We start from the raw sequence: 12,918 nt of genomic DNA, 5'->3' as shown, positions 1-12,918 counted from the left end.
ATATTGTACCTTAGAAGATGATAAAATGGAAGTAAAACCGATTGGGAATATATGTTCGTATGCGAAAATTATACAGCTTAACGGGTGTTCTGTCAACAGAGAAAATCCACTTCAAAAGAGAAGTGGACTTAACGAACGATGCTTATTTTTGTTTTAATATATCCCTTGCCACAACGACACCACAAGCGCTTGCTTGGGCAAGGCCTCTTGTAACACCTGCTCCGTCGCCACCGACATACAAGCCTTTAATTTCTGTTTCAAATGTATTCTTTAGCTTTGGTCGAGCTGAATAAAATTTTGCTTCAACTCCATATAAAAGTGTATGCTCACTTGCAAAACCAGGTGAAACTTTATCTAATGCTTCAATCATTTCAATGAGACTCGTTACCGTGCGATGGGGAAGAACCAGTGCTAAATCACCTGGAATGGCTGTTTTTAAGGTTGGTTCAATAAATCCTTTTTTCATTCGTTTTTCTGTTGAGCGTCTGCCTTTCTTAAGATCGCCGAAACGCTGAACAATCACATTCCCATTACTTAACATATTGGCCAAACGAGAAATATATTTGGCATATTGAATCGGTTCGTTGAATGGCTCTGTAAAATGATGGGAAACAAGCAAGGCTAAATTAGTATTAAATTGCTTTTCGTAATCTTCTTTAAAAGCATGGCCATTTACAGTCATCACACCACTATGATTTTCAATCACTACACGACCTGAAGGGTTTGAACAAAAGGTTCGGACAGTATTATTAAAAGTAGGGGTGTTATAAATGAGTTTTGCTTCATACAGATGTTCATTGATATCTGTCATCACCGTATTAGGCACTTCCACTCGAACACCAATGTCTACTTGGTTATTGGTTAGAGTAAGACCTTGTTCTTTCAAAAGATTGGCTAACCATTCACTTCCATCTCTTCCTGGAGCAATAAAGACGTGATCGGAAAAAAGAATTTCATCGTTTTCTAAAACTATACCTTTCATCTGTTGATTTTCAACGATGATTTCTTTTACTTTTGTACGATGTCGAATCTCTAATCGATCTTTTAAATATTCATAGATTCGAGTTAAGATCTTTAAATTTTCTTCGGTCCCCAAGTGGCGGACTTTTGCTTTTAATAGTTTCATACCCACTGATGTGGCCCTTTGTTCAATTTCATGAATTTTTTTAAAGAATAAAGTTCTTTTTTCTTTGCTTTTAATTGTTTTTTTGTTCTAACGTTGTATCTTCGTCGATTAATATTTCTAATTCATCAATTTCATGTTCCAATGCTTTTATCGTTTCCGAAACTTGCAAACTACCATGTGTTTCTTCCGTAGCACCAAAAGAAAGATTGATTTGATCCACATATTCAATCAGATCTAGTAACTCAGCGGAAGGAATATAATCTCCCATCCAGCCACCAAAATCCGTGGTGATGTTAAACTTTCCATCGGAAAATGCACCTGAGCCACCCCATCCTCCTGTAAGGGCACAGGTTGGGTAACAGCTTTGATATTCAAATCTTTTAGTTGTCGGGCATTCCGTTAAAATTCCTTTATGAATAGGACATGAACGATGATAGATATCTTGTCCTTTGTCTATGAGAATCACTTTTAATTCTGGATTTAACTTGGTTAATTCATAGCTTGCAAAAATTCCAGCTGGTCCAGCACCAACAAGGATTACATCATAATAATTTTGTGTGTTCATCTTTATCACCCTCATTCCTGAATTTCCATTCATAATGATAACATAGAATAGCTAAAATACAAACAATATTTTTTAATATTTATTTAATGTTCGTATTTTAATTGATGTGTACATTGTTTCTATATCATATTTTTGTTAATTTGGACAAATTATCGAACTAAGGGGGGATAAAGTTCTAAGTGAAAAGCTAAAACATCAATCCTACAAGTTCATCGGATTCAAGGTACTCTATGACATTATTAAGAAATATTAAAATAGAGTGCTCCATTCCCAATTGAATGAGCACTCTTTCATGTTCCTACTCCAAATCCTTCTTTATTTTTTTCCTAATTGTTTTGCGGCTAATATTGAGTCCTCATCTTCCAAAACCTCTTTTGGCTTGACTCCTTTTCCAATCACGTAACCAGCAAACTCTATTTGTAAAAATTGTGCAATCAATTGAAATTGTTGAACAAGAGGTAACCCAGTTAGAGGGGAAGCTGGTCCACCAACGATCAACACATACATTTTCTTTCCTTTCATGATTTCTTTAAAATCATATTCCTTACTACGTAAACTTCCAGTCCACCGATCAATAAAGTTTTTTAAATGTCCAGACATTCCATACCAATATAATGGGGTAACAAAGAGTACAGCCTGATGATTTAGCATTTTTCGAGCAATCTCTTCATAATCATCTTCTACAGGTTGAAAGCCTTCTTCTGAATGTCTTTTATCTACGATTGGTTTAATATGATAATCCATTAGATAAATCTCATGGTAATCTTCTTTATTTAATTCTTGTAATAATACTTTGGTCAAGGATTCTGAATTTCCATTTTTTCGTGAGCTCCCATAAAGGGTAAGAAGTTTCATTTTGGTTAGCCTCCCTAAATCCTATTTTAAATAATAATGTATGCTAGAAAAAAGGAAATATGAATAACATAAAAATAAAGGGCTAGGATTTTTTCTAGCCCTTAAACGAAAAAGAAAGTAATAACACTCTTCTAATTATATATATTTTTTACGCAAATTGTTTTTCAATTTCTTCTAATATGGAAACGTCAAGACTTAGATCTTGTTTTGTTATTGCGATTTCTGGGAAATCTGGTGTTAATTCTTGGAATGTTGGACGATCTTCTTTAAAGAGGATTCCTGTTATTAAGCCGTTTGTTTCACGAACTTTTTGAATGGCTTGCATACGGTCAGTTGGATCATAGTTTTCAAATGAAGAAACATCCACCAAGTTTTCTTTGTAATAATCATAAGTGTTCACCTTATTAAAGGTTACACATGGACTATATACGTTAACTAATGCAAAGCCTTTATGTTGTAAAGCTGCCTTCATGATTTCATTTAGGCCTTTAATATCCCCAGAGAAGCCTTGAGCCAAGAAGGTAACACCATTCACTAATGCTGTTTCTAATGGATGAACAGGGCTTTCAACACTTCCCTTTGGAGAAGATTTTGTTTTAAAGCCTTGGGCAGAAGTTGGACTTGTTTGACCTTTTGTTAAACCATAAATATTGTTATCCATGACGATATATGTCATGTTCACATTACGGCGTACAGCATGAACGAAATGGCCAACACCAATTCCGTAACCATCACCATCTCCACCTGCTGCGATCACTTTTACATCTTTATTTCCAATGGCAGCACCTTGAGCAATGGGTAAGGAACGACCATGTAGGGTATGGAATCCGTATGCACGGGTATATTCTGAAATTTTACCAGAGCAACCAATACCACTAATGATTGCAATATCATGTGGTTCCATGCCTAAGTCGACAGCAGCTTTTTGAACGCCTGCCATCACACTGAAATGGCCGCAACCAGGACACCATGTTGGTTGATCTCCACGAAAATCTTTCATAGTAGCCATATTATTTTACCTCCTTAGCCATTATTGCATTGATTTGGTCAACAACTTCTTTTAATGTAAATGGATTACCATCGTATTTTACAATGCTTCCTAATTCTTTACCTGTATTACATTCCATTTGAATTAGACGTTTTAGCTGTCCAGTATAGTTATTTTCAATCACAACCACTTTCTTTGCAGCTAAAATATAGTCTGTTAAAGATGTATCAAATGGTGTAAGGCGTTTGATATGGGTGTGGGTTACTTTTAACCCTTGTTTTTCTAAAGATTTTTTTGCTTCTTGAAGAACACCAAATGTTGAGCCAAACCCAATGATCAATAGATCTGAATCTTTTGTGCCATCTACACTAAACCCTTGATCAGTAAGAGTTGCGAGTTTACCTAAACGTTTTTTCATCATGTTGACACGGTTTGTTGTATCCTCATCAATATGGCCGGTTTGGTTATGTTCATTGGAGTTTGCTGTATGAACACCACCTTTTTGACCAGGAATAGATCGGTTTGAAATCCCATCTTCTGTTACTTCATAACGCAAGAAATAACGATCCTCATTTTGAGCGACTTCTTCATCTGAAAGCAACTTACCACGGTTGATTTGAATTTTGGAGAAATCTAACTTATTCACTGTTTGATTAAATAGGGATAAATATAAGTCCATCGCTAAGATGACAGGGCATTGATACTCTTCCGCATAGTTAAAGGCTTGTGCTGTCATATAAAAAGCTTCTTCGACAGTAGAAGGCGCTAATACAATACGAGGAATCTCTCCGTGTCCTGCATTGATCATCGTATTTAAGTCAGCTTGTTCATATTTGGTTGGTAGACCAGTTCCAGGACCCCCGCGTTGAGTATTCATAATCACTAGTGGGGTTTCGGAGATACCTGCTAAACCTAGTGCCTCTGTTTTTAGGGAAAAACCTGGTCCAGAAGTAGAGGTCATTGCTCGTACACCAGAATATGCAGCACCAATCGCCATGGTAATTCCTGCAATTTCATCCTCTGCTTGTACAACAGTCCCACCCACTCGTGGTAATTCTTTCTTTAACCATTCCATTACTTCAGAAGCTGGAGTAATAGGATAAGCAGATAGGAAACGACATCCACCTGCTAAAGCACCAAATCCAACTGCAGCATTACCGATCATTAAGCTACGACTTATTTGTTGCTCAGGTTTTTCTAATTGAATCACAGATAATTTGCCAGCTTTAATGAATTCTTTTGCTTTTTTGTGGCCTGCACGAACCGCGTTTTTGTTCATGCTGATGATCTCTTCACCTTTTTTACTAAATTTGTCTTCAATTAATGAATCAAAAAGATCCTCGTCTAAACCAAACAATGCGGCGGATGCACCAAGTGAAACCATGTTACGAACGATTTTCCCGCCAATTTCTTCAGCCATTTGTGTAAGCGGTAATATAAAGGTGGTAATATGGTTATTTTTCTCGACAGTTTCTTCTTTTCCATCACGAAGAATAATTGACCCTTCACTCATCACTTCGAGGTTATTGTCGATTGTTTCTTGGTCAAGTGCCAATAATACATCAGTATAATCACCATGATAATAAGCTGGTTCAGTGGTAACACGAATCTGATAGTGGGTATAACCACCTTTAATACGAGAAGCAAAATGCTTATTGGATGAAATAAAATAACCTTTTCGTGCCAATGCTAAGGCAAAGATTTCACCAGTACTGTCAATACCTTCACCTTGTTGGCCGCCAACTTTCCAAACAACTTCATTTCGCATAATAATACTCCTTCCCATTTCAAATATAACAGTTTTAACAATTCCTGAATAAACAGGTGTTAAAATAATTTAAAACTATAGTATATTAGCAAAACAAGCCTATAAAACAGTTGTGGAAAATATAATACTACAGTTTATTTATTACTATTATAACGTTAAAAATAGTAAAAATAAATATAAAAAATACTTTTGTCTGTGTATTTTTAACGATAAAAAAAGCCCCTAGTTTACTAGGGACTAAGTTCGTTTAGAAACGAATATATGAACGAGAAGATCTCGCTTATAATTTTTCTACATTAGCAGCTTGTGGACCGCGTGCACCTTCAACGATTTCAAATCTAACTCTTTGGCCTTCATTTAATGTTTTGAATCCTTCGCCTTGGATTGCGGAGAAGTGTACGAATACATCGTTTCCACCTTCAACTTGAATAAATCCATAGCCTTTCTCAGAATTAAACCATTTAACTGTTCCTTCTTGCATAAAAAATACCTCCTAAATTCGCGTTACAACGCTTACCTTTTGCCATTATTCAATATGGATGATAAGAAATAAAAAAACGAATTTACACAAAAGATGTAAGACGAATAATACGTAATACATCAAATTGTAAATCCGTTCATTATTCAAATCTTACGAACACATATGTAATAATGGTGGGACTATAATAACATGAATTTTTTAAATTGTCAATCGTAATTGAATTTTACTATTTAAATAGTTAAAATGAGGTAAGATTATTAACAATAAGGAGCGGTACAATGAATCAAGTGATCGAAATCATGAAAAACCATCGAAGTATTCGTAACTATTCGGATCAAGAAGTAGAACAGAAAAAAGTTGAAGCGATTCTTTCTGCTGCACAGCTGGCTTCTACCTCCAACTTTATCCAAGCTTATAGTGTGGTTCAAGTCACAGATCAAGAAAAAAGGAAGCAATTGGCTCACTTTAGTGGGGATCAAACCTATGTTGAACAGGCTCCAGTATTTCTCGTATTTTGTGCAGATCTTTTTCGCTTACAACTAGTTGTAAAAAAGGAAAAGATTGAGCCAAATTTCTCAACATTGGAGAGCCTTTTGCTAACGACGATCGATACAGCTTTGTTTGCCCAAAATGTGATGCTTGCAGCTGAATCCTTTGGTCTTGGTGGTGTTTACATTGGTGCAATTCGTAATCAACCTCAGGAAGTGAGTGCAATTCTTGAGCTTCCTGAACTGGTGGTTCCGTTGTTTGGTATGTGCCTTGGCTATCCCAAAGAACCCGTACCAGAACAAAAGGAACGTTTACCCCTATCTGTGATTCTTCATCAAAATAGCTACAATAAAAATCAGCTGGATGTGATTAAACAGTATGATCAAAAAATAGAAGCATACTATGTAAAAAGAACAGATGGAAAAAGAAATGATAATTGGTCGAAGATGATGGCAAGATTATTTTCGAAACCTTTAAGAAATTATTTACGTAGATTTATACAAGGTAAAGGGTTTAACATGGAATAAGGGGGAATCGTTTTGATGTTAATTTGGTGGATATTAATTATCCTGTCTTTTCTAATTAGTTTTATTGGGATTGTTATGCCAGTGATCCCGGGCGTTCCGTTTATTTGGTTAGGGTTTGCAATCTACCATTACGCTATTTCCCCTTTGGTAGGTTGGCAATTTTGGCTCACGATGCTTCTATTCTCTGCTTTAATTTTTATTGTGGACTTTGTAGCAAGTGGCTCTTGGGTCAAGAAACGTGGGGGTTCGAGACAAGGGGCCTGGGCAGCAGTTTTAGGAATGATTATTGGCCCTTTGTTGATTGGACCTTTAGGGGTGATCATTGGTCCATTTGTTCTAGTGATCACAGTTGAAATGATGAGAGGGGTTCAATTTAAAAAAGCAATTCAAATCGGTACCGCTTCTTTAATCGGTTTATTAGGCGGAAGCATTGCAAAGGTTATTTTACAAATGGTGATGATTGTCCTTTTCATCTTTCGTGTGATCGACTAAGTGCGATTAAATATATGTTGAATTCACTAAGTCTAGTCATTGTTGGTTTATTCTTATTTCCTATTGTATTTCTTTTTTTCTTAAAAAGGAATCGCAAAAGACAAAGAAAGGAATTCCAAAAAAAGGAATTCCTTTCTTTAAATTTTAACGGAACCCCACAAAAGTAATCAAAATACGCTTCGAAGGAGGTCGTCACTTTTTTGGGTGTTTTTTTAATCTTTTGTTAGTGATTCCATTTCATTTACATAAGCTTCTTCATCGTCACTTGTTGCTGTATGCCAGTGTTGTTGTTCTGAGGTTACTTTAGAGGTAACGCTAGGACCCATTTGTTGTTGCTGCTTTTTATCCTTCTTAGTCATGTTAGATCCTCCCTATTACAATTAGAATTATCTGACTCAAAAAGTCATTATTCTTAGTATGTTCTAGATTTCAAGGAATTCACTTGGTATATATTGGTTCCTGTTTAAACGGCTTTGGTTCGGAGATGATGGTTATTACAAATGTATGTTGAAATAGATCGATCAACAAACGAAAGATCGATGGCTTTAAATAGGCTTGAAAATAAAGATGAAAGGTGCTTGAAAATTCTTTTGTGCATTCATCTATGGCTAAATTTAAAATTTCTTGAAAGTTATTTTTTTGTTCTTGGAAAATATAATGAGCTAATTTCTCTCTTTCTTCTTTTGTATACTGTGTATAAAAATCATTGTTTGCAAAACCTTCTTTAATCGTATCAAGTGCAATTGAACAGGAAAAACCAGCGATTTTTCGAATAAATGAATGAAAATCTTCTTCGTATTTAAATAGCTCTTCCTTGGTTACTTGGAGGGGAGGAAGACGATTAAATACATCTTCAACTTCAAGAATAGTTGTCAAAACAAATGGAAACAAAAAATCATGATGCTTGTGATATCGCAATAGATATTTTTTTTCATGTAACATCGCATTTGCTAATGATTGATATGATAACCCCATTGTTTTCACTTCCTTAATTATAATCATACTAGACAAGGAATAAAGTGTCACCAAAAGATGAAAAATAATTAAACATGCTTTTAATTAAAAAGGAATATCATGAAAAGCAACTGAATAGTTAATCATGAGATATTAAATGGTCAGATCAGCAAATGGAGGTACGAAAATGAAAGTTCAGAAGTTATGGTTAATCGTGGGATTACTATTAGGGTTAAGTTTGTTACTTACTGTGACTCTTAATCCACCCACTTTTACAAGCCAAAAAGAAAGTACAACATCGAACGAACTTGCGGGTTCTGAAAAAATGGATACACCGGTAGTACACCTAGACGAAGAATCTCCAGAACAAACGGTTGGAATCAATCGGTGGAATAAAGCACCTGATTTTACATTGACTGATGAACAAGGACGAGAAATCTCCTTGTCGCAATTTGCTGGGAAAAAAGTATTGTTAAATTTTTGGGCTTCTTGGTGCCCGCCTTGTAAAAAGGAAATGCCTGATCTGATCCGTATTTATGAAAAAAATAAAGATCAAAATGTAGTTGTTTTGGGGGTTAACGTAACGACTGAAGAAAAGAGCATTGATGATGCAATACTATATATGAAAGAAGCCGGAATTTCCTTTCCCGTTGTCTATGACGTAGAGGGTGAAGTTACAGAACTTTATCGAATTCAAGGGTATCCAACCAGTTATTTTATTGACACAAATGGTGTAATTCAACAAAAAGTGCTAGGTGCAATCGTTTATGATGATGTAGAGACGATTTTAAGGGATATGAATTAACAAGTAATGGGATAAGCTGGGCAGGAAAAGCCCAGTTTTTTTATGTCTACTATTATTTAATGAATTTTTAGAATTTTTAGAAAAAAACTATTGAAAGTCTGTTATATAACAATTATAATGACTTTATAACAATAACGTATCAAAGGAGGACATCGATATGAAAAATGCGAATATAGGTAATTATGAAGAAACATATCATCGTTTTCAGTGGACAGATGCAGAAAAACACTTTACTTGGGCAAAAACAGACAAAGTGAATATTGTGTATGAAGCGATTGATCGCCATGTGGAGGAAGGAAAAGGAGATCATCCTGCTATCTTATATTGGGATGGGCAAAGGGAAGAAACGTATACTTTTGCAGATTTAAAACAACTTTCATCTCAATTTGCAAATGGATTAAAAAATTATGGCATACAACAAGGAGATCGTGTATTTCTTTTCATGCCACGCAGTCCTGAATTGATGATTTCTTTACTTGGAATTATTCGAATTGGGGCGATTGCTGGTCCCTTATTTGAAGCATTCATGGAGGAGGCGATCAAAGATCGATTATTAGATAGTGGTGCTGTAGCAATTGTAACGACACACCAGCTTCTTTCTAGGATACCAATTAGTGAATTACATGAACTTAAATATGTGATTTTAGTCGGTAGTGAAGAGGTAGAATCACCAAATCAAGTATTATATCAAGATCTAATGAATCATTCTCAGGAATATACGATTGAATGGGTTAGCCGAGAAACACCAATGCTGATTCATTATACTTCTGGGTCAACGGGAAAACCAAAAGGGGTTTTGCAGGTACATGATGCGATGTTACACCAATATATGGCAGGTAAATGGGTATATGATTTAAAAGAGACTGATATCTATTGGTGTACTGCAGATCCCGGCTGGGTAACGGGAACATCTGCAGGAATATTTTCTCCATGGTTAAATGGTGTTCCAATTGTTGTCCGAGGTGGGAGATTTAGTGTAGATGATTGGTATAAAACGATTGAAAAATATCAGGTTACGGTTTGGTTTAGTGCACCTACGGCATTTCGGATGTTAATGCGGGAAGGAAATGAGATTCCAAGAAGGTATGATCTTTCTACATTAAGGCATATTTTATCAGCAGGGGAGCCCTTAAATGCCGAAGTGATTCGTTGGGGTGAAGAAGTGTTTCAGCAACCAATCTATGATAATTGGTGGATGACAGAAACAGGAGCATCGATTTGTGCCAATTACAAGACAATCCCTATTCGACCAGGATCAATGGGAAAACCAATACCTGGCATACGTTTAGCAATTGTGGATGACAAAGGAAAAGAATTACCACCCTATGAAATGGGGAATTTAGCGATAAAAAAACCATGGCCTGCGATGTTAAGAACGATCTGGAACAATCCAGAAAGATATCAAGAGTATTTTATTAACGATTGGTTCATCTCAGGTGATAAAGCTTATCGAGATAAGGATGGCTATTTTTGGTTTCAAGGAAGAAAGGACGATGTGATCAACACCTCAGGTGAACGAGTAGGCCCATTTGAAGTAGAAAGTAAGCTGATCGAGCACTGGGCTGTTGCTGAAGCAGGAGTCATCGGGATTCCTGATGAGCTTAGAGGGGAAGTAGTTAAAGCATTTATTACTGTTAAAAATGGAGTCGTTCCCACAGAAAAACTAAAAGAAGAAATTCGTCAATTTGTAAAAGAAAATCTGGCTGCACATGCCGCACCAAGACAAATAGAGTTTATTGATACACTCCCTAAAACAAGGTCTGGAAAAATTATGCGCCGAGTATTAAAAGCATGGGAATTAGGATTACCACCAGGCGATTTATCTACAATGGAAGTTTAGATTTTATCACCGTCCTTAAATAAGGACGGTTTTTCTCTTTACTCCTTTTATTTTTAGAAAACAATGGATATAATAATGTTGTCGTATTTTGCAACAATCTAAAGGAGAAGAGAAATGAAGATTAAAGTAAAAGTAATTGCGCCTTATGAGGGTTTGAGAGATCTCGTGTTAGACTTAGCCAAAGAACATGAAGATTTAGTGGTAAATGCAGAAGTTGGTGATTTGAGAAAAGGGCTTGAAATTGCCAAAAGAGCAGAAAGGGAAGGATATGATCTATTAATAAGTAGGGGGGAACTGCGACACTTATTAGGGCAAACGTAATGATACCTATGGTTGAAATCCCGGTTTCTGGTTATGATATTTTGCGTTCTTTTACACTAATAAAAGATTATAAAGGGAAGGTTGGGATTATTGGTTTCTCTAATACTACTGAAGGGGCAGCTTCAATAAGTACTCTATTGGATTTTGATATTTCTAGATTTACCGTTTATCATGAATCGGAAGTTGAAGGTGCAATTCGTCAAGCGATAGATAATGGGATTGAGATAGTACTAGGTGATGTAATTACTGTTCATGTCGCTAGTAAAATGGGGCTTCAGGGTATACTCATTACTTCAGGTCAAGAGTCGGTAAGAGAAGCTTTGGAAAACGTTCATAAAGTATATGAAATTGTTAAAAGGAAAGAAGTAGAAAGGAAACAATTAGAATATCTCATAGAGCATGATGATAGAGGTATATTGTTAACTGATGATGAATATAACATCATCTATATGAATCAAATTGCAAAATCACTTTTTAATACACTGGAAATTGGTAATAAACTAACTTTCCCTGATTCAAAGTTTGAATTTGATCAAAATAAGGATCTTTTTTTAATTAAAATTGGAGAGAACCTGACGAAAATTGTTGTAAATAAAAAGAAAATAATGATTGAGGGAAAAACAAAGTTCGTTTACTATTTTATAAATTATCCAAGATTAGAACATATTTGGATAGAATTAAACAAACACAAGGTTAAAAAAATGATTAAAAAAGATGGTTTAGCAAACTTTGGGCAATTTATTAAGTCAAGTCAATCTATGAACGATTTAGTTGAACAAGCAAAATATTATGCATCTAAAAAAGAACCTGTATGGATAACAGGGGAAAAAGGAACTGGAAAAGATATGTTAGCTGAGTCCATTCACCAAGCTAGTTCATTTTTTAAAGGAATTTTTCTCTCCTATTCTTTTTATGATAATGAATCTGACAAATTTGAGGAGTATTTATCAAACGCTGGGCATTCATCTAATTTATTTGAGTTAGTCCAAGGAGGCACGTTATATTTAGAGGGAGTAGAAGTTATTCCTGAAAAAATATATCACCTCATCATAAAGGGATATCAAAAATGGCCTAATCTTAAAGTTATTTTATCTTCCCAAATTACAATACAAGAGTTTATTAAAAAGAGTGATGAAGCGGAACGGTTTTGCCACTTCTTTTCTCCTTTTGTACTATCTATTCCTCCATTGAGAGAGAGAATCAATGATATACCAGATTTAGTCCGCCTTTTTCTTGCAAAATATAATACGAAATATGGGAAACAAGTTGTTGGGATTAAATCTGATGCTTTGGAAATTTTAAAAGAATACCCCTGGCCTCATAATGTTCAAGAATTAGATAAAACAATTGAAGAAGTAATCTTTCGTGTAAAAGGTTATTATATTGAGGAAAAAGACCTTTTTTTTCTGAAACAAAGATATAAGGATTCCTTTGTTCAAAAATCAGATAAAGAGAATATTTATCTACCTCCAAATATGACTCTAGAAGAAATGGAATTTAATATTATTATGCAAGTCTTAAAAGAAGAAGATATGAATCAATCCAAAGCGGCAAAAAGATTAGGAATTAATCGGTCTACACTATGGAGGAAAATAAAAAGTAAAATGAGTGATAATATATAAGTATATGTTTTAAAATGCAACATATCGTTGCATTTTTTATTTTTGGAGATTTATTTTTTCAAATAATTATATAAAAGTATTGAAA

The 12,918-nt window shown here is 35.1% G+C and carries 10 protein-coding genes and 2 pseudogenes; 5 read left to right on the top strand and 7 right to left on the bottom strand.

Translation table 11 applies throughout. The features are described from left to right. Window positions 1-142 precede the first annotated feature (142 nt). The 5 genes and pseudogenes from U473_RS08320 to U473_RS08295 form a co-directional block, all read right to left on the bottom strand. Window positions 143-1,691: pseudogene (locus U473_RS08320) on the bottom strand (NAD(P)/FAD-dependent oxidoreductase). 315 nt (window positions 1,692-2,006) lie between these two features. Beyond that, a complete protein-coding gene (locus tag U473_RS08310; RefSeq protein ID WP_068725251.1) occupies window positions 2,007-2,546 on the bottom strand; it encodes a flavodoxin family protein in 540 nt (179 codons plus the stop codon). Between the two features lie 148 nt (window positions 2,547-2,694). After that, window positions 2,695-3,555 carry a 2-oxoacid:ferredoxin oxidoreductase subunit beta gene (locus tag U473_RS08305; protein WP_068725249.1) on the bottom strand — a complete coding sequence of 287 codons (861 nt, stop codon included), beginning with the start codon at window positions 3,553-3,555 and terminating at the stop codon, window positions 2,695-2,697. A 1-nt stretch (window position 3,556) separates the two neighbouring features. Then, on the bottom strand, window positions 3,557-5,302 hold the full coding sequence (locus U473_RS08300; protein ID WP_068725247.1) for a 2-oxoacid:acceptor oxidoreductase subunit alpha: 1,746 nt from the start codon (window positions 5,300-5,302) through the stop codon (window positions 3,557-3,559). Window positions 5,303-5,582: 280 nt separating this feature from the next. Next, entirely contained in the window at window positions 5,583-5,783 is a 201-nt protein-coding gene (locus U473_RS08295; protein WP_068725245.1) for a cold-shock protein, read from the bottom strand. Between the two features lie 278 nt (window positions 5,784-6,061). On the opposite strand from U473_RS08295, the gene nfsA reads away from it, so the two are divergent. Next, window positions 6,062-6,799 carry an oxygen-insensitive NADPH nitroreductase gene (nfsA, locus tag U473_RS08290; RefSeq protein ID WP_068725243.1) on the top strand — a complete coding sequence of 246 codons (738 nt, stop codon included), beginning with the start codon at window positions 6,062-6,064 and terminating at the stop codon, window positions 6,797-6,799. Between the two features lie 15 nt (window positions 6,800-6,814). Continuing rightward, window positions 6,815-7,291: a DUF456 domain-containing protein gene (locus U473_RS08285; RefSeq protein ID WP_082732450.1), complete on the top strand. Its 477-nt coding sequence runs from the start codon at window positions 6,815-6,817 to the stop codon at window positions 7,289-7,291. A gap of 212 nt (window positions 7,292-7,503) precedes the next feature. On the opposite strand, the gene U473_RS14790 is transcribed toward U473_RS08285, so the two are convergent. Further along, complete coding sequence (locus U473_RS14790; protein WP_161937312.1) at window positions 7,504-7,650, bottom strand: hypothetical protein; 147 nt, start codon at window positions 7,648-7,650, stop codon at window positions 7,504-7,506. A gap of 79 nt (window positions 7,651-7,729) precedes the next feature. Further along, window positions 7,730-8,266, bottom strand: coding sequence for a hypothetical protein (locus tag U473_RS08280; RefSeq protein ID WP_068725239.1), 537 nt, complete (start codon window positions 8,264-8,266; stop codon window positions 7,730-7,732). Between the two features lie 166 nt (window positions 8,267-8,432). Between U473_RS08280 and U473_RS08275 the strand changes: the two genes are divergently transcribed. The 3 genes and pseudogenes from U473_RS08275 to U473_RS08260 all read left to right on the top strand — a co-directional run bounded on the left by U473_RS08275 (window position 8,433) and on the right by U473_RS08260 (window position 12,833). Then, complete coding sequence (locus tag U473_RS08275; protein WP_068725236.1) at window positions 8,433-9,050, top strand: TlpA disulfide reductase family protein; 618 nt, start codon at window positions 8,433-8,435, stop codon at window positions 9,048-9,050. Between the two features lie 157 nt (window positions 9,051-9,207). After that, complete coding sequence (gene acsA, locus U473_RS08270; protein ID WP_068725234.1) at window positions 9,208-10,890, top strand: acetate--CoA ligase; 1,683 nt, start codon at window positions 9,208-9,210, stop codon at window positions 10,888-10,890. A 114-nt stretch (window positions 10,891-11,004) separates the two neighbouring features. Next, window positions 11,005-12,833, top strand: a pseudogene (locus U473_RS08260) (PrpR N-terminal domain-containing protein). The last annotated feature ends 85 nt before the right edge of the window (window positions 12,834-12,918 follow it).

Source organism: Tepidibacillus decaturensis, from assembly GCF_001561915.1.
Taxonomy (GTDB): domain Bacteria; phylum Bacillota; class Bacilli; order Tepidibacillales; family Tepidibacillaceae; genus Tepidibacillus_B; species Tepidibacillus_B infernus.
This window is presented reverse-complemented; position numbering and strand designations above follow the sequence as displayed.

What these genes read in the sequence shown, in the direction of transcription:
- U473_RS08310 (WP_068725251.1), bottom strand. Translation starts at nt 2,546, where the DNA reads ATGAAACTTCTTACCCTTTATGGGAGCTCACGAAAAAATGGAAATTCA.
- U473_RS08305 (WP_068725249.1), bottom strand. Translation starts at nt 3,555, where the DNA reads ATGGCTACTATGAAAGATTTTCGTGGAGATCAACCAACATGGTGTCCT.
- U473_RS08300 (WP_068725247.1), bottom strand. Translation starts at nt 5,302, where the DNA reads ATGCGAAATGAAGTTGTTTGGAAAGTTGGCGGCCAACAAGGTGAAGGT.
- U473_RS08295 (WP_068725245.1), bottom strand. Translation starts at nt 5,783, where the DNA reads ATGCAAGAAGGAACAGTTAAATGGTTTAATTCTGAGAAAGGCTATGGA.
- nfsA (WP_068725243.1), top strand. Translation starts at nt 6,062, where the DNA reads ATGAATCAAGTGATCGAAATCATGAAAAACCATCGAAGTATTCGTAAC.
- U473_RS08285 (WP_082732450.1), top strand. Translation starts at nt 6,815, where the DNA reads ATGTTAATTTGGTGGATATTAATTATCCTGTCTTTTCTAATTAGTTTT.
- U473_RS14790 (WP_161937312.1), bottom strand. Translation starts at nt 7,650, where the DNA reads ATGACTAAGAAGGATAAAAAGCAGCAACAACAAATGGGTCCTAGCGTT.
- U473_RS08280 (WP_068725239.1), bottom strand. Translation starts at nt 8,266, where the DNA reads ATGGGGTTATCATATCAATCATTAGCAAATGCGATGTTACATGAAAAA.
- U473_RS08275 (WP_068725236.1), top strand. Translation starts at nt 8,433, where the DNA reads ATGAAAGTTCAGAAGTTATGGTTAATCGTGGGATTACTATTAGGGTTA.
- acsA (WP_068725234.1), top strand. Translation starts at nt 9,208, where the DNA reads ATGAAAAATGCGAATATAGGTAATTATGAAGAAACATATCATCGTTTT.